Here is a 17,016-nt window from a genome sequence, read left to right as displayed (position 1 = left end):
TTGCCACCGCAGGCACCCTGCCGCGGGAACGGGTTTTGCCTTGAGCGCTGACCCCGTCCCGCGCAACATCGCCAGAACGACGAACAAGGAGGATCCGATGGAAGCCGCATCCCTGAAACTCGGACTGGTCGGCAACTGCGCGGTCAGCGCGTTGATCGACGACCGCGCCCGCGTCGTCTGGTGCTGCGCACCCCGCTTCGACGGCGATCCGGTCTTCCACGCGCTGATCGATTCGCCCGACGGCATCGGCCCCGACGGCACGTTCCAGGTCTTGCTGGAGGACTTCTCCCACAGCGAGCAGTCCTACGACCACGGCACCGCCGTGCTGCGCACCCGGCTCCACGACCTGCACGGCAACGCGATCGAGATCACCGATTTCATGCCGCGCTTCTTCCTCAACGACCGCCCCTACCGCCCGATGATGCTGGTGCGCCGCATGCGCCCCATCCAGGGCCATCCGCGCATCCGCGTCATCCTGCGCCCCGTCATCCAGTGGGGCTCCGCCCACCCCGCCCGCACCCGCGGCAGCAACCACCTGCGCTTCGTCGGCCCGGAAGGCACCATCCGCCTGACCACCAACGCGCCGCTGACCTACGTCCAGGAAGAAACCGCCTTCTCCCTCGACATGCCGATGAGCTTCGTCTTCGGCCCCGACGAGACGCTGGATCGCGGCGTCGAGGACATCGCCCGCGTGCTCGAGGAGAAGACCGTCGCCTACTGGCGCGACTGGACGCGGCGCCTGGCGATCCCGCTCGAGTGGCAGGAAGCCGTGATCCGCGCCGCGATCACCCTCAAGCTCTGCCTCTACGAGGAGACCGGCGCCATCGTCGCCGCGATGACCACCAGCGTGCCCGAGGCACCCCACACCCAGCGCAACTGGGACTACCGCTACTGCTGGCTGCGCGACGCGTTCTTCGTCGTGCGCGCCCTCAACAGCCTGTCCGAGACCGGCACGATGGAGGACTACCTGCGCTGGATGCGCAACATCATCGGCCAGTCCAAGGACGGCCACGTCCAGCCCCTGTACGGCATCGGCCTGGAGGCCAAGCTCACCGAGTACCTGGTCCCGCACCTGCGCGGCTACCGCGGCATGGGCCCGGTGCGCGCGGGCAACCAGGCCTTCGAGCACTTCCAGCACGACGTCTACGGCAACATCGTGCTGGGCTCCGCGCAGGCCTTCTTCGACCACCGCCTGCACCAGCGCGCCGGCGTCGACGAGTTCGCGCTGCTCGAGCGCGCCGGCGAGCAGGCCTTCGCGATCCACGACAAGCCCGACGCCAGCATGTGGGAGCTGCGCACGCGCGCCCGCGTGCACACCTCGTCGGTGCTGATGAACTGGGCCGCCTGCGACCGGCTGGCCAAGATCGCCCGCGTGCTCGCGCTGCCGCAGCGCGCCGCGCTGTGGCAGGACCGCGCCGACCTCATCAAGCGCAAGATCCTGGACAACGCCTGGAGCGATCAGCGCAAGGCCTTCGTCGAGAGCTTCGGCGGCAAGGATCTCGATGCCAGCGTGCTGCTGATGACGGAGGTCGGCTTCATCGACCCGCGCGATCCGCGCTTCGTCAGCACCGTGGACGCGCTCGAGGCCTCGCTGTGCGACGGCCCCTACATGCGCCGCTACGAGGCCCCCGACGACTTCGGCAAGCCGGAGACCTCGTTCAACATCTGCGCGTTCTGGCGCATCGACGCGCTGGCCCGCATCGGCCGCGTCGACGAGGCGCGCGAGATCTTCGAGGCGCTGCTCGCCGCGCGCAACCACCTCGGCCTGCTGTCCGAGGACACGCATCCGGTGACCGGCGAGCTGTGGGGCAACTTCCCGCAGACCTACTCGATGGTGGGCATCATCAACGGCGCGATGCGGCTGTCGCGCCCGTGGGAATCGCAGATCTGAGCGGCCCGGCCGGCCGCGCCCGGCGGCTCAGTTGAGCAGCACCCGGCGGCCCAGGGCCGCCAGCGGGCGCTCCATCGCGCGCTGCAGGCCGGGCTTGAGCAGCAGCGGCTTGAGCATCATGCGCACCGCCAGGTCCATCGGCAGGTTGGCGCTGACCAGCTTGATCGCCTCCTGCGCCAGCGCGTCCGCGTTGGCGATCGGCGCGGGACCGCCGTCCGGCGCGCCGGTGCGCAGCCGCGCGTTGACCGCGTGGCGCAGCGCGATCGTGGCGTCCTCGCGGCGCAGCTCCAGCGCGCGGCGCACCAGCGCCGCGATCACCTGGCCGCGATGCAGGCCCTCGATCTCGCGGTACTTCAGGAAGAAGGAATAGAAGTTCTTGTAGTGCCGCACCTCGTCGCAGCGGATGCGCCAGAAGAGGTCGCGCAGCACCGGCTCGTCGCAGGCCTCGTACAGCGCCTGGTAGTAGGTGGTCGTGCCCATCTCCACGATGCAGCGGGCGACCATCTCCTGGCCGCGCGTGGGCTCGAGTTCGTCCATCGTGCACAGCCGCGCGTACTCCTCGAAGAAGCCGGCATAGGCCGTCTCCCAGTCGAAGCCCGGCCACACCTGCTGCACATAGGCCTTGAGCGCGGCACCGTGCTGCAGCTCCTCGGGCTCCCAGTGGTCGCGCAGCCAGCTCGCGACGGCCGGATCGTCGTCGAAGTGCTCGATCAGGTTGCGGGTGTAGGTGTCGCTGCCGCTTTCGATGAACGAGGCGCTGCACACAAGCAGGAACAGCGCGTCGTGGTCGCGCACGAGGCCGGTGTCGATGCGGGACAGCGCCAGGTCGGCCAGGGACCAGTGAGTCGAGGACATGGGGGCGATCATGCCTGAAGGGCGGGCAATCGGCATGCGGGGGCTTTGAGCCGGCAGGGGCTTGCGGCGCGCAGAATGGCGCGCCCCTTCCGCTCCGCGCCCCGATGCCCAAACGCTCCTCCACCGCCGCTCTTCGCAAGGCCTGGCAGCAAGGCCTGAACGCCGTCACGGGCCAGGTCTTGCGCGCCGCCCGGAGCGCGGCCGGCAGCGTCGCGCGCGAGGCCGCCCCCAGCCTGCAGAAGACGCCGCAACATCCGTCACCGGGCCTGGGCGAATGGATCGCCGGCGTGTCATCCGCCCGCGCGGGCATGCGGCGCTACCGGCTCTTCCGGCCCGCGGGGCTCGCGCCCGGCGCGCGCGTGCCGCTGCTCGTCATGCTGCATGGCTGCGGGCAGGATCCCGCCGGCTTCGCCCGCAGCACACGGATGAACCGGCTCGCCGCGCGCGAGGGCTTCCTGGTGCTCTATCCGGAGCAGAGCCGCCTGGCCAATCCGCAGCGCTGCTGGAACTGGTTCGACACCGAGTCCGGCCGCGCCCAGGCCGAGGCGGCGCTGATCCTCGCCGCCATCGATCAGGTCTGCCTGCTCTATCCCGCCGATCGCGAGCGGGTCGCCCTCGCGGGGCTGTCCGCCGGCGCCGGCATGGCGGCGCTGCTGGCCACGCTCCATCCAGGGCGCTTCAAGGCGGTCGCGATGCACTCCGGCGTCGCGCCCGGGCTCGCGAGCTCGGCCACCACGGCGCTGCGCGCGATGCGCGGCCGGGCCATCCCCGCGGAGATCGCGCCTCGTCCCGCCGGCGAGCCATGGCCGCCGCTGCTCGTCATCCAGGGCACGCAGGACAAGGTCGTCGCGGCCACGAATGGCGTGGAGGCCGTGCGGCAGTGGTCCCAGGCGCTGGGCGTGTCGGCGCAGGATTCGCGCACCGTTCAGCGCGGACGCCGCCGGCCGATGATCGTGACCGACTTCAAGCGCGGCCGCGCCGTGGCCGCGACCCTCGTCGTCATCGAGGGCCTGGGCCATGCGTGGAGCGGCGGGACCGCCAAGGCGCCGTTCAGCGATCCGGAAGGCCCGGACGCGACGGCGATGATCTGGCGCTTCGTCGCGAAGCGTTTCAGGGCGTGAGCCCGCTGGCGGCGAACAGCTCGCGCCACTCGCGCTGCTGCTCGCCGAACTGGCGCCAGGCCTCGTCCGCCAGCGCCTGATGGCGATCGGCGTCGGCCGCCTCGCCCAGCAGGCGGAAGATCTGCGTCAGGCGGCTGTGCGTGATCGCGCGGTCGTCCAGCTCGCAGTCGGGATCGAGCTCGATCTCGGCCTCGCGCGCCTGGTGCAGCGCCAGTTCGCGCTGGCCCAGGTTGGCCCGGCACCAGGCCAGGTCCGACAGCAGGCTGCTGCCCAGCCGCTCCAGCCCCAGCGACATCGCCTGCGGCAGATGCTCCTCGTACAGGCGGCGCGCTTCGTCGAACTCGCCCTGCACCGTCAGCACCTGCGCGCGCAGGACCGGCGTCAGGTCGACCATGAACACCGCGCCGACCGCCTCGTCGAAGTGATGCATCGAGTCCACCGTCAGCAGCAGTTCGGACCCGCGCGCCACGTGACCCGACAGGCTCTCGCGGCGCAGCTGCGACGCCCGCATGCCCGCCATGTTGAACATCAGCGCCGACAGCGACGCGTCATCGCCCTCCATCGCGGCATGGCGGCGGGCGCGGATGTACCAGCGCTGCGCCATCTCGATATCGCCGGCGTAGTGCCAGCCCACGCCCATCGCCATCGCCAGGCGCGCCAGCGCCACGTTGTGCTCGGGCCGGGCCTCGTCGAGGCAGCGCCTCGCCTGCGCGACCAGCTGCGCCGGGTCATGGCGGATGAAGGCCAGCTGCGCCAGCCAGGCCGAGGCCAGCACGCGCACCTCGATCAGCGACGGCACCGCGCCGGCGATCGCCTGGGCCCGCTGGATGCGGTCCCAGGCCTGTTGCGCGACGAAGCCGTTGTAGTAGCTCATCAGGCCTTCGGCCATGTGCAGCCAGGCGCCGATCTCGGGGCGCGGATGCTGGAACGACAGCTGATGCAGCGCGGTCAGCGCCTCGCGCGCCTCGGACACCGCGCCATGCCGCGCCAGCAGCATCGCCCGCTTGGCCCGCGCCGCGGCCGAGGCCATCGGCGACGCGGCGGCGGCGATCTCCTTCTCCAGCTGCTTCAGCAGCCGGGACTTGATCACCTGCGAGGAGGGGGAGTCGGGCGGGGCGTCTGACATGCCGGCCTCAGCGCGTCAGGCGGTCGAGCGCTTCCTGGTACTTGGCGGCCGTGTTGGCGATCACGTCCGCGGGCAGCGCCGGCGGCGGCGCGACCTTGCCCCAGGGCTGGCCGCCGACCGTCGCCTGCTCCAGCCAGTCGCGCAGGAACTGCTTGTCGTAGCTCGGCGGATTGCTGCCGACCGCGTAGCTCTCGGCCGGCCAGTAGCGCGAGGAGTCAGGCGTCAGCACTTCGTCCATCAGCGTCAGCGTGCCGTCGGCATCCAGGCCGAACTCGAACTTGGTGTCCGCGATGATGATGCCCTTGGTCAGCGCGTAGTCCGCGGCGCGCTGGTAGAGCTGGATCGCGATGTCGCGGACCCTCTCGGCCACCTCGCGGCCAATGATCTGCGCGCAGCGCTCGAAATCGATGTTCTCGTCGTGGTCGCCCATCTCGGCCTTGGTGGCGGGCGTGAAGATCGGCTGCGGCAGCTTGCTGGCGTTCTGCAGGCCGGCCGGCAGCGCGACGCCGCAGACCTTGCCGCTGGCCTTGTACTCGGACCAGCCGCTGCCGGCCAGGTAGCCGCGCACCACCGCCTCGATCGGCAGCGGCTTCAGGCGCTTGACCAGCATCGCGCGGTCGCGGACCTGGTCCCGCTCGGCCTCGGTGACCACCGACAGCGGATCGTCGCCGGTCAGGTGGTTGGGGACGATGCCATCGAGCTTGTCGAACCAGAACAGCGCCATCTTCGTCAGCAGCGCGCCCTTGCCGGGAATCGGCTCGCTCATGATGACGTCGAAGGCCGAGATGCGGTCCGACGCGATCATCAGGATGCGGTCGCCGCCCACCGCGTAGTTCTCGCGCACCTTGCCGCGCGCGATGAGGGGAAGGGAGGTCAGCGAGGAGGTGTGCAGGGCGGCGGTCATGGCGTTCGGTCGGACGGAACCGGAGGCAAAACGGGGATTCTAGAGGCGGCGCATGAATCGCCGCCGCCCGCGCGCCCCGCCGATCGGGGTCACAGGGCGTCGAAACCGGCGTAGCGCGCGATGAAGCGCGCCTTGCCTTCGCGCTCGAAGCGGGCCTCGTCCCAGTCGCCCTCGTCGAGCAGCGCCGCGCCGGCCGTGAACAGGTAGGTCCAGGCCCGGTGCCAGCTGCCGTCGGCGAGCGTGACCAGGACCTCATGGCGCTCGTAGTCGCCGCCTTCGAAACGGTCCAGCCGCGCCCAGGCGGCCTCGGGAACGTCCAGGTACAGCCGGCCGACGACCTGATGGCCGGGCGACGGCACCATCGCCGGATAGTCGTGGCCGCGCACCGGGTGGCGCGCGTGATCGGCCAGCGTGGCCGCGTGCGGCGGCGCGAACGGGGCATCGGCACCGCAGACGCGGGCCATGATGTCCGGCCACATCAGCGTGCCGTAGGTGAAGACATGCGCCATGGACGGAAGGACGGAGGCAGGGCCGAAACGAAGGAACCGGCGCGAGGCCGGTTCCGGGACGGTCTTACTGGACCACTTGCGCCAGCTCGCCGCGGGCGTAGGCGGCGGCGACTTCGGTCAGCGGGCGCGGCTTGATCCTGGACGCCTGGCCTTCGCAGCCGAACTCCAGGTAGCGCGCCTTGCACACCAGCCTGGCCGCTTCGCGCGCCGGCTTGAGCCACTCGCGGGCGTCGAACTTGTCCGGGTTCTCAGCCAGGAACTTGCGCACCGCGCCGGTCATCGCCAGGCGGATGTCGGTGTCGATGTTGATCTTGCGCACGCCATGCTTGATGGCTTCCTGGATCTCCTCGACCGGCACGCCGAAGGTCTCCTTCATCTGGCCGCCGTACTGGTTGATGATCGCCAGCAGTTCCTGCGGCACGCTCGACGAGCCGTGCATCACCAGGTGGGTGTTGGGGATGCGCTTGTGGATCTCCTTCACGCGGGAGATCGCCAGGATGTCGCCGGTGGGCTTGCGCGAGAACTTGTAGGCGCCGTGGCTGGTGCCGATGGCGATCGCCAGCGCGTCCAGCTGCGTGGCCTTGACGAACACGGCGGCCTCTTCCGGGTCGGTCAGCATCTGGCTGTGGTCCAGCTTGCCGGCGGCGCCGATGCCGTCCTCCTCGCCCGCGTCCCCCGTTTCCAGGTTGCCCAGGCAGCCCAGTTCGCCCTCGACGGTGACGCCGACCTTGTGCGCCATCTCGACGACGCGGCGGGTCACGTCCACGTTGTAGTCGAAGCTGGCGGGCGTCTTGCCGTCATCCATCAGCGAGCCGTCCATCATCACCGAGCCGAAGCCCAGGCTGATCGCGCCCTCGCAGACCTTGGGGCTGGTGCCGTGATCCTGGTGCATCACCAGCGGGATGTGCGGATAGGCCTCGACCGCGGCCTGGATCAGGTGCTTGATGAAGGGCTCGCCGGCGTACTTCCGGGCGCCGGCGCTGGCCTGCAGGATCACCGGAGCGCCGACCTCGTCGGCCGCGGCCATCACGGCCTGCACCTGCTCCAGGTTGTTGACGTTGAACGCCGGAATGCCGTAGCCGTGTTCGGCCGCGTGGTCCAGCAGCTGGCGCATCGAGACGAGTGCCATGAGAGTTCTCCGGGGAAGTGAAAAATCCTTGGGCCGCGGACCGGCACCGAGCCTTCGCCGTAACCGCGCCGTAACTGGGCGGGATTCTAGCCAGCCGACATGACCGGCTCTGTAACGAACCTCGGGTTCCCCCTGAATCCCCCTGGACAGGGGTCTGCGCGCTTGCGCGGCGGCGGAAGCGGCCGGTAGGCTCTCGCCCGGGCAGCCCGCTCCCGTCGGAGCAAGCCTCGTGCCTTGCCCCGTCCCCGCCGGCGAGGACCGCCCCGCTCCCCAGCCAGGACTTTCATGACCCGTCTCGCGATCGATCAGCTGACGCTGTGGATCACCGCCGCCGCCAACGAACATTCGCTGGACCTGCCCGCCCACGTGGAGGAACGCACCGGCGCCAGCCACCGCGCCACGCTGGCCGCGCTGCGCCGGCTGGTCGACGCCCACTGGCTCACCCGCTCGGGCACTGCCCGGCGGCCGGTCTACGGCCCGGGCGCGCTGCGGCAGGTGGCGCGCAGCTACACGCTGCACGGGCTGATGGAGGACGTGGCCTGGCAGCGCGACTTCGCGCCCCACTTCGCGCTGCCGCGTCCGATCGCGCGGATGATCCAGCACGGCTTCACCGAACTGGTGAACAACGCCATCGACCACAGCGGCGGCACCAGCGTCACCGTGTCGCTGCGCCAGACGCCGACGCACGCGCAGCTGCTGATCTCCGACGACGGCTGCGGCGTCTTCGAGCGCATCCGCGACACCTATGAGCTGACCGACGCCCGCCACGCGATGCTGGAGCTCAGCAAGGGCCGGCTCACCACGCAGCCGCAGGCGCACACCGGGCGCGGGCTGTTCTTCAGCTCGCAGCTGGCGGACGTGTTCGACATCCATGCCAACGGCCGCGCCTTCCAGCGCCGCGCCTGGGAGGGCAACGCCTGGAAGGACGCCAAGGGGTTGCCGCGCCAGGGCAGCTCGATCTACATGGCGATCTCGCTCGAGAGCACGCGCACGCTGGAGCAGGTGCTGGGCCAGTGGAGCGTCGACGGCAGCGGCATCGCCTTCGACCAGACGCGGGTGATGCTGAACCTCGTCGTGAGCGAGGGCCAGATGCTGGACTCGCGCGCGCAGGCGCGGCGCGTGGCCGCGCGGCTGCCCCAGTTCAAGCGCGCGGAGGTCGATTTCTCCGGCGTCGAGGACGTCGGCCATGCCTTCGCGGACGAACTGTTCCGCGTCTTCGCGCGGGCGCACCAGGATGTGGAGCTGGTGCCCCTGAACATGACACCGCGCATCGCCGCGCTGGTGCAGGCGGCGCGCGGCGCCTGAGCCGCGGCGGCCGCGGCGCTTCAGAGATCGCTGTCGACCAGCGCCTGGATCGCCGCGCGGCTCTTGTGGATCGCGTCGTCCAGGCGCGGCAGCAGCGGCGTCAGCTCGCTGGCCTTGGCGGCACCGAAGAGGATGCCCTCCTCCACCAGCGGCCTGGCCAGCACGCGCAACTGGCCGCCGGAGCGCAACCGGTGCAGCCGGCGCTCCAGCGCCGCGGCACTGCCCCGGTGGGTGGCGATCATCGCGTCGCAGCGGCCCGCCATCAGCATGCGCGCGCGGCCCTCGAGATCGACGCCGCCGTTCTCGACGCGGAACAGCGCGCGGCGGCCTTCCTCGAACGCCTCCCCGTAGGTGGCGCCGCGCTGCGCGCACAGGGCGAGGCCGCGCAGGTCCTCCAGGCGCTCGAAGGCGATCGGCCGGGCCGCCGGCACGGCGAGCCAGCCCCGGCTGACGAACGCCGGCTGGCTGTAGTTGAAGAGCTTGTCGCGCGCCGGGGTGCGCGAGAGGCCGAAGACCAGGTGCTGGCCGAGCTCCGCGCCCAGCAACGCGCGCGGCCAGGGCAGCAGCTGCAGTTCCCACTGCAGGCCCGCCGCGTCGCCGATGAGCTTGAGCAGCGGCAGGACGAAGGGCTTGTGCGTCTGGTCGCTGATGGCCAGGCGGACGCGCTCCGGTTCAGACACCGCGCCCGGCTGGGCGCGAACGCAGGCCGAGCCCGCCGCGGCCGCGCCGCCGATCAGCAGATCACGGCGGCGGCAGGGCATCGCGGGCGGTCCCGGGTCAGGCCACGCGGCAGACCTTCAGCATGTTAGTGCCGCCCGGGTAGCCCATCGGCTCGCCGCAGGTGATCGCGTAGGTGTCGCCCGGCATCAGCACGCCGCGTTCGATCAGCAGGTCCTCGGCCGCCTTGAGCGCCTGGTCGCGGTCGTCGAAGTTGGGCATCAGCAGCGGCGTGACGTTGCGGTACAGCGCCATCTTGCGGTGCGTCAGCGTCTGCGAGGTCAGCGCGAAGATCGGCACGTGGATGCGGTGGCGGCTCATCCACAGCGCGGTGGAGCCGGACTCGGTCAGCGCGACGATGGCCTTGCAGCCCAGGTGGTGCGCAGTGAACAGCGCGCCCATCGCGATCGACTGGTCGATGCGGCCGAACTGGCGGTTGGCGAAGTCGGTGTCCAGCGTCACGAACTCGGCGTTCTCGGCCTCCAGCGCGATCGCGGCCATCTGCTGGATGGTCTCGACCGGGAAGCGGCCCGCGGCCGTCTCGGCGCTCAGCATCACCGCGTCGGTGCCGTCGAGCACCGCGTTGGCGACGTCGGAGACCTCGGCGCGGGTCGGCACCGGGTTCACGATCATCGACTCCATCATCTGCGTCGCGGTGATGCAGACCTTGTCGAGCTCCAGCGCCATCTTGATCATGCGCTTCTGCAGCGCGGGCACCGCCGCGTTGCCCACCTCCACCGCCAGGTCGCCGCGGGCGACCATGATGCCGTCGGAGGCCTTGAGGATCGCCTCCAGGTGGGGGATCGCCTCGTAGCGCTCGATCTTGGCGATCATCCCCGGCTTGTGCCGGTAGGGCTCGCCGGCGACGTTGGCCAGCTGGCGCGCCATCTCCATGTCGGTGGCGTTCTTCGGGAAGCTCACGGCCAGGTATTCGCACTGGAAGGACATCGCGGTCTTGATGTCCTCCATGTCCTTGCCGGTCAGCGCGGGCGCGGTGAGGCCGCCGCCCTGCTTGTTGATGCCCTTGTTGTTGGACAGCTCGCCGCCCTGCTTCACGATCGTGTGGACCTGCGAGCCGCGCACCGCCTCGACGGTCAGCACCAGCAGGCCGTCGTTGAGCAGCAGCGTGTCGCCGGGCTTCACGTCGCGCGGCAGCTCCTTGTAGTCCAGGCCCACGACCATCTCGTTGCCGGGCTCGGTGCGGGCGGCGTCGAGCACGAAGGGCGTGCCGTTGATCAGCTCGATCTTGCCGTTCTCGAACTTGCCGACCCGGATCTTGGGGCCCTGCAGGTCGGCCATGATCGCGACCTGCTTGCCGGCGCGGGCCGCGGCCTCGCGCACCATGCGGGCGCGGTCGATGTGGTCCTGCGCCTTGCCGTGCGAGAAGTTCAGCCGCACCACGTCGACACCCGCCTGGATCATCCGTTCCAGCACCTCCGGAGACGAGGACGCGGGACCGAGGGTGGCGACGATCTTGGTGGCACGGGACATGGCTTGTCTCTGTCTGAAATTTAGTTACAGCCGTTGATTATGGAGCGGACCAGGCCGCTCCAACCGGTTTCGACAAGTTACGGCTGAGTTTCCAACGTCGGGACGTCAGGCCTTGGCGGCCCGCACGTCCGCCGCCGCCAGCGCCGTCATGTTGACGATGCGGCGCACCGTGGCCGACGGGGTCAGGATGTGCACCGGCCGCTTCGCGCCCAGCAGGATGGGGCCGACCGTGACACCCTGGCCGCCGACGACCTTGAGCACGTTGAACAGGATGTTGGCCGCGTCCAGCGTCGGCAGCACCAGCAGGTTGGCCGAGCCCGACAGCGTCGAGTCCGGCAGGAAGTTGCCGCGGATGTCCTCGGAGAGCGCGGCGTCGCCATGCATCTCGCCATCGCATTCGATGTCGGGATGGCGGGCGGCGAACAGGTCGCGCGCCCGGCGCATCTTCAGCGCCGACGGCCGCTTGCTGCTGCCGAACATCGAGTGCGACAGGAAGGCCACCTTCGGCGGCAGGCCGAAGCGCTGCAGCTCCTCGGCGGCCTGGCTGGCGATGTCGGCGAGCTGCTCGGCGCTGGGGTCCTCGTTGACGAAGGTGTCGGCGATGAACAGCGTGCGCTGCTCCAGCATCAGCGCGTTCATCGTCGCGAAGTTGGACACCTCGGCCTTCAGGCCGATCAGGTCCTTGACGTGCTCCAGGTGCGAGTCGAAGCGGCCCACCAGACCGCAGATCATCGCGTCGGCATCGCCGAGCTGGATGGCCAGCGCGCCGATGGTCGTGTTGGAGCGGCGCACCGCGGCCTTGGCCATCTCTGGCGTGAAGCCGTTGCGGCCCATCGCGTGGTGGTAGGCCTCCCAGTACTGGCGGAAGCGGTGGTCGTTCTCGGGATCGATGATCGCCACGTCCTCGCCGGGCTTCAGGCGCAGGCCGGCGCGCTTGACGCGCATCGCGATGACCTCGGGGCGGCCGATCAGCGTGGGCCTGGCCAGGCCTTCATCGAGCGCGACCTGCACCGCGCGCAGCACGCGTTCGTCCTCGCCCTCGGCGTAGATCACGCGGGCCGGATGGGCCTTGGCCTCGGCGAAGACCGGGCGCATGAACATGCCGGTCTGGTAGACGAAGCGCGACAGCTGCTCGCGATACGCGGCCATGTCCTGGATCGGACGCGTGGCGACGCCGGATTCCTCGGCCGCCTTGGCCACCGCCGGCGCGATGCGCAGGATCAGGCGGCTGTCGAAGGGCTTGGGGATCAGGTAGTCGGCGCCGAAGGCCAGGTCCTGGCCCGGATAGGCGGCGGCCACCTCGGGCGGCGTCTCGGCCTTGGCCAGCGCGGCGATCTCGCGCACGCAGGCCAGCTTCATCGCCTCGGTGATCTTGGTGGCGCCGCAATCCAGCGCGCCGCGGAAGATGTAGGGGAAGCACAGGACGTTGTTGACCTGGTTCGGATAGTCCGAGCGGCCGGTGGCGACGATGCAGTCCGGGCGCGCCTCCTTGGCGAGCTCGGGGCGGATCTCCGGCTCGGGGTTGGCCAGCGCCAGGATGATGGGCTGGCGCGCCATGGTCTTCACCATCTCGGCGGTCAGCACGCCGGCGGCGGAGCAGCCCAGGAACACGTCCGCGTCCCTGGCCACGTCGGCCAGCGTGCGGGCCGGGGTGATCTGGCAGTAGCGGCGCTTGGACTCGTCGAGCCTGGCGGCATCGGCGCGCTCGCTGTGGATCACGCCCTTGGAGTCGACGACGAAGACGTTCTCGCGCTTCACGCCCAGGCCCACCATCACGTCCAGGCAGGCGATGGCGGCGGCGCCGGCGCCCGACACGGCGACCTTGACCGCGCCGATGTCCTTGCCGACCAGTTCCAGGCCGTTCAGCAGCGCGGCGCTGGAGATGATCGCGGTGCCGTGCTGGTCATCGTGGAAGACGGGGATGTTCATCCGCGCGCTCAGCTGCTTCTCGATGTAGAAGCACTCGGGCGCCTTGATGTCCTCGAGGTTCACGCCGCCCAGCGTGGGCTCCATCGCCGCGATGATCTCGACCAGCTTGTCGGGGTCGCGCTCGGCGAGCTCGATGTCGAAGACGTCGATGCCGGCGAACTTCTTGAACAGGCAGCCCTTGCCCTCCATCACCGGCTTGGCGGCGAGCGGGCCGATGTCGCCCAGGCCCAGCACCGCGGTGCCGTTGGTGACCACGCCGACCAGGTTGCCGCGGGAGGTGTACTCGGCGGCCAGCGACGGGTCCTTCTCGATGTCGAGGCAGGGATAGGCGACGCCCGGCGAGTAGGCGAGCGACAGGTCGCGCTGGTTGGCCAGCGGCTTGGTGGGCGTGACGGCGATCTTGCCGCGCGTCGGGGTGCGGTGATAGTCCAGCGCCGCTTCGCGCAGGGCGGCTTCGGCGGGGCTCAGGCCGAGGCCGTCGTTCTTGTCGGTCATGCAAATCTCCGTCGCTTTGCGTGGAATGGGGCCCGCTGGCGTCCGGCGGCGCGGGGCTGTAATCGCCCGGTAACGGTGCCTGGGGGGCGCCGAGCTTAATCCTCCCGCTCCCGCGATGCGATGAATTCAGCTTTAACTGCCATGCAAAGATGGCAATCGCCCATGCATGCGATGAAGCGCGCATCGGGATTTGCCCTCAAGTTAGAGCGATCCCCCCAGATCGGCCGCCAAGTGCGGCGAGCCAGGCCTCGGTCGAAAAGTGCGAGGAGCGCGCTCAGGGTGTTCCCGGAGGCCTCCCCGGCGCGCGCGGACGGGGGTTCATGCCTTTTGTCATGGGGCTGTCTTTTGACATAGGCTGGCGCCCTCGCCGGGTTCCGCCCGCACTCCAGACACACGACGCGATGAAGAATGCACTCCGCCTCACCACCCTGGCCCTGCTGATGCAGCTGGGCGGTTTCGCGATGGCGGCGCCGCCGCAATCGGGCCTCGAGCTCAAGAGCTTCGACAAGTCGACCCGCCCGCAGGATGACCTGTTCCGCGCGGCCAACGGCCACTGGCTGGACACCACCGAGATCCCGGCGGACAAGGCTTCGTACGGCGCCTTCGTGCAGCTGCGCGACCTCTCCGACAAGCGCGCGCGCGGGATCATCGAGGAGCTGGCGAAGAAGAAGGGCAAGGCGGGCAGCGTCGAGCAGAAGATCGGCGACTACTACGCGTCCTACATGAACACGGCGGCCATCGACAAGGCAGGCCTGGCGCCGGTGCAGCCGCTGCTGGACAGCATCGCCGCGATCCAGACGCGCCAGCAGCTGGCCGCGTGGATGGGCAAGCAGATGGGCGTGGTCAACACGCCGGTGCCGCTGGGCATCGAGGCCGACTTCAAGGAGCCGACCGTCAACCGCCTGCTGACCTGGCAGGGCGGCATCGGCCTGCCGGACCGCGACTACTACCTGAAGAAGGACGACGAGCGCCTGTCCAAGGCGCGCGACGCCTACAAGACCTACGTGCAGACGCTGGCCACCGCGGCCGGCCTGAAGGATCCGGCGGCCGTGGCCGACCGCGTGCTGGCCTTCGAGCACAGCCTGGCCGAAGTGCAGTGGGACAAGGTCGAGAACCGCGACCCGGTCAAGCTCTACAACCCGATGACGCCGGCCGAGCTGGCGCAGAAGGCGCCGGGCTTCGACTGGGCGGCGTTCTTCGAGGCGGCCTCGCTGCCGGGCCTGGACAAGCTGTCGGCGTCGCAGCCGAGCTACCTGGCCGGCGCGGCCAAGCTGCTGGGCGAGGTCTCGCTGGACGACATCAAGACCTACCTGACCATCCGCGTGCTGGACGGCGCGGCGGACACGCTGCCCAAGGCGTATCGCGACGCGCACTTTGCCTTCCACGGCACGGCGCTGACGGGCGCCAAGAGCGAGAAGCCGCGCTGGCAGCAGGCGGTGGAGAACGTCAACGGCGCGCTGGGCGAGGCGGTGGGCGAGGTCTACGTCAAGCGCTACTTCCCGGCGGCCGACAAGGCGCGGATGCTGGAGCTGGTCAACAACCTGCTCGCCTCGTACAAGGAGTCGATCGACAAGCTGACCTGGATGACGCCGGCCACCAAGGCGCAGGCGCAGGACAAGCTGTCCAAGTACATGGTGAAGATCGGCTATCCCGACGTCTGGCGCGACTACGGCGAGCTGGAAGTGCGGGCCGGCGATCCGGTGGGCAACGGTCTGCGCGCGGCCAGCTTCGAGTGGCAGCGCCAGGCCGCCAAGGCCAGCAAGCCGGTCGATCGGCGCGAGTGGCTGATGACGCCGCAGACCGTCAACGCGTACTACAACCCGACGCTCAACGAGATCGTCTTCCCGGCCGCGATCCTGCAGCCGCCCTTCTACAACACGAAGGCGGATGACGCGACGAACTACGGCGCGATCGGGGCGGTCATCGGGCATGAGATCAGCCACGGCTTCGACGACCAGGGCAGCCAGTTCGATGGCAACGGCGCGCTGCGCAACTGGTGGACCGACGAGGACCGCAAGGCCTTCGAAGCCATTGGCGCGAAGCTGGTCGCGCAGTACGAGGGCTATGAACCGATCCCCGGCAAGCACCTCAACGGCAAGCTGACGCTGGGCGAGAACATCGCCGACCTGTCGGGACTGCAGATCGCGTACAAGGCCTATCAACGCTCGCTGGGCGGCAAGCCGGCGCCGGTCATCGACGGCTTCACGGGTGAGCAGCGCTTCTTCATGGGCTGGTCGCAGGCCTGGCGCGAGAAGGCGCGCGAGGAACGCCGCCTGCAGCTGCTGACGGTGGATCCGCATTCGCCGCCGGAGTTCCGCGCGAACGGCGCCGCGATCAACCACGACGGCTTCCACGACGCGTTCAAGACCAAGCCGGGCGACAAGATGTTCAAGGCGAGCGAGGATCGCATCCGGATCTGGTGATCGGGGCAGCGGATCTCAGATGAAGGAACGGCCGGGAAAACCGGCCGCTTTTGTTTGCGCGGCGCGCGTGGCGGATCGCCGGGGAGACCCCTCTCCCCCACCCTCTCCCCGCACAGCGGGGCGAGGGAGTTAATGGCGATCGAGCGCCCGGCTGGCTCCGAGCAGCGGGGCTTGGTCCGCCTCCTGCACGACGAAGGTCGGAATCGCCCGCAGGTACGAGGTGAGACGCCCGCAGGACTCGAATCGCGCCCGGAACGGACTGCGGTCGAACCACTCGCCGAGCCGCGGCACGATCCCGCCGCCGATGTACATCCCGCCTCGCGCGCCCAGCGTGAGCGCGACCTGGCCGGCGACGTCGCCCAGCAATGCGCAGAACAGCGTCACGACCTCGCTGCTGAACGGCTCCCCGGCCAGCGCGGCCGCCGTGATCGCCGGCGCGCTGCGTCCTTCACCCGGCTCGAGCTTCAGTCCCCGCAGCTCCGCCATCGCGGTGTACAGGTTCTCCAACCCCGGCCCGGACACCGCGCGCTCCGCCGACACATGCCCGAAGCGCCGATGCAGCAGGTCGAGCACGGCCCGTTCCTCAGGCTCGTAGGAGGACAGCGTCGCATGCCCGCCCTCCCCGCTGACCGCGGCCATCGGCCCGCCGTCCGGCGACGGCACCAGCGCCGACACGCCCAGCCCGGTCCCCGGCCCGACCAGCCCCTTGACCGCGCCCGCCACCGCCTCGCCGCCGCCGATCTTGCGCGTCGCCTGCGGCCCGAGCGCCGGCAGCGCGAGCGCCAGCGCGGTGAAATCGTTGATCACCAGCAGCCGCTCCGCGCCCAGCGCCGATTGCAGCGCGCGCGTCGAGAAGCTCCAGTGGTGATTGGTCATCCGCACGTGATCGCCGGTGACCGCCGTCGCGATGCCGATCGCGCAGCTGCGCGGCCGCGGCAGGCCCTCGCGGTGCAGGTGATAGAAGATCGCGTCCGTCAGCGTGTCGAAGTCCTGGCAGACGTAGCTCGCCAGGTGCTGGAGCGGCTCCATCGCGCCGCCCTGGCTGGCGAAGCGCACCTGCGTCGCGCCCACGTCCGCCAGCAGCCGTGCCGGCGCCGGTCCGCGCTGCCTCATGCCTCGTA

General features: G+C 70.1%; 13 protein-coding genes. 4 read left to right on the top strand and 9 right to left on the bottom strand.

Going from position 1 to position 17,016, the window contains the following annotated elements:
• Positions 1–97 precede the first annotated feature (97 nt).
• Positions 98–1,891 (top strand): glycoside hydrolase family 15 protein, encoded by a 1,794-nt coding sequence (locus ACEN96_RS03860; protein WP_495586733.1) that lies wholly within the window; start codon positions 98–100, stop codon positions 1,889–1,891.
• Positions 1,892–1,918: 27 nt separating this feature from the next.
• Here ACEN96_RS03860 and ACEN96_RS03855 read toward each other — a convergent pair whose 3' ends face one another.
• Positions 1,919–2,746: a ferritin-like domain-containing protein gene (locus ACEN96_RS03855; RefSeq protein ID WP_495586732.1), complete on the bottom strand. Its 828-nt coding sequence runs from the start codon at positions 2,744–2,746 to the stop codon at positions 1,919–1,921.
• Positions 2,747–2,850: 104 nt separating this feature from the next.
• Between ACEN96_RS03855 and ACEN96_RS03850 the strand changes: the two genes are divergently transcribed.
• Positions 2,851–3,867 carry an extracellular catalytic domain type 1 short-chain-length polyhydroxyalkanoate depolymerase gene (locus ACEN96_RS03850; protein WP_495586731.1) on the top strand — a complete coding sequence of 339 codons (1,017 nt, stop codon included), beginning with the start codon at positions 2,851–2,853 and terminating at the stop codon, positions 3,865–3,867.
• On the opposite strand, the gene ACEN96_RS03845 is transcribed toward ACEN96_RS03850, so the two are convergent.
• The 4 genes from ACEN96_RS03845 to fba all read right to left on the bottom strand — a co-directional run bounded on the left by ACEN96_RS03845 (position 3,857) and on the right by fba (position 7,535).
• Positions 3,857–4,993, bottom strand: coding sequence for a hypothetical protein (locus tag ACEN96_RS03845; protein ID WP_495586730.1), 1,137 nt, complete (start codon positions 4,991–4,993; stop codon positions 3,857–3,859). The genes ACEN96_RS03850 and ACEN96_RS03845 overlap by 11 nt on opposite strands.
• A 7-nt stretch (positions 4,994–5,000) precedes the next feature.
• Entirely contained in the window at positions 5,001–5,897 is an 897-nt protein-coding gene (locus ACEN96_RS03840) for a phosphoribosylaminoimidazolesuccinocarboxamide synthase (RefSeq protein WP_495586729.1), read from the bottom strand.
• Between the two features lie 89 nt (positions 5,898–5,986).
• On the bottom strand, positions 5,987–6,406 hold the full coding sequence (locus ACEN96_RS03835; protein WP_495586728.1) for a gamma-glutamylcyclotransferase family protein: 420 nt from the start codon (positions 6,404–6,406) through the stop codon (positions 5,987–5,989).
• Positions 6,407–6,470: 64 nt separating this feature from the next.
• The gene (gene fba / locus ACEN96_RS03830) at positions 6,471–7,535 is read right to left on the bottom strand and encodes a class II fructose-bisphosphate aldolase (protein WP_495586727.1); all 1,065 of its coding nucleotides are present in this window, start codon (positions 7,533–7,535) and stop codon (positions 6,471–6,473) included.
• A gap of 285 nt (positions 7,536–7,820) precedes the next feature.
• Between fba and ACEN96_RS03825 the strand changes: the two genes are divergently transcribed.
• Complete coding sequence (locus ACEN96_RS03825) at positions 7,821–8,840, top strand: ATP-binding protein (RefSeq protein WP_495586726.1); 1,020 nt, start codon at positions 7,821–7,823, stop codon at positions 8,838–8,840.
• A gap of 20 nt (positions 8,841–8,860) precedes the next feature.
• Here the strand turns inward: ACEN96_RS03825 and ACEN96_RS03820 are convergent, their stop codons facing one another.
• The 3 genes from ACEN96_RS03820 to ACEN96_RS03810 all read right to left on the bottom strand — a co-directional run bounded on the left by ACEN96_RS03820 (position 8,861) and on the right by ACEN96_RS03810 (position 13,472).
• Positions 8,861–9,601, bottom strand: a complete 741-nt coding sequence (locus ACEN96_RS03820) for a substrate-binding periplasmic protein (RefSeq protein WP_495586725.1) — start codon at positions 9,599–9,601, stop codon at positions 8,861–8,863.
• 16 nt (positions 9,602–9,617) lie between these two features.
• The gene (gene pyk, locus ACEN96_RS03815; RefSeq protein ID WP_495586724.1) at positions 9,618–11,048 is read right to left on the bottom strand and encodes a pyruvate kinase; all 1,431 of its coding nucleotides are present in this window, start codon (positions 11,046–11,048) and stop codon (positions 9,618–9,620) included.
• Between the two features lie 105 nt (positions 11,049–11,153).
• Positions 11,154–13,472, bottom strand: coding sequence for an NADP-dependent malic enzyme (locus ACEN96_RS03810; protein WP_495586723.1), 2,319 nt, complete (start codon positions 13,470–13,472; stop codon positions 11,154–11,156).
• A gap of 401 nt (positions 13,473–13,873) precedes the next feature.
• Here ACEN96_RS03810 and ACEN96_RS03805 point away from each other — a divergent pair, with 401 nt between their 5' ends.
• On the top strand, positions 13,874–15,895 hold the full coding sequence (locus ACEN96_RS03805) for a M13 family metallopeptidase (RefSeq protein WP_495586722.1): 2,022 nt from the start codon (positions 13,874–13,876) through the stop codon (positions 15,893–15,895).
• A 129-nt stretch (positions 15,896–16,024) separates the two neighbouring features.
• On the opposite strand, the gene glk is transcribed toward ACEN96_RS03805, so the two are convergent.
• Entirely contained in the window at positions 16,025–17,008 is a 984-nt protein-coding gene (glk, locus tag ACEN96_RS03800) for a glucokinase (RefSeq protein ID WP_495586721.1), read from the bottom strand.
• Between the last annotated feature and the right edge of the window lie 8 nt (positions 17,009–17,016).

This window comes from Roseateles sp. Mitsp63 (genome assembly GCF_059491535.1).
Note: the sequence above shows the minus strand (reverse complement) of the source record. Positions and strands in the feature narration are given on the sequence as shown.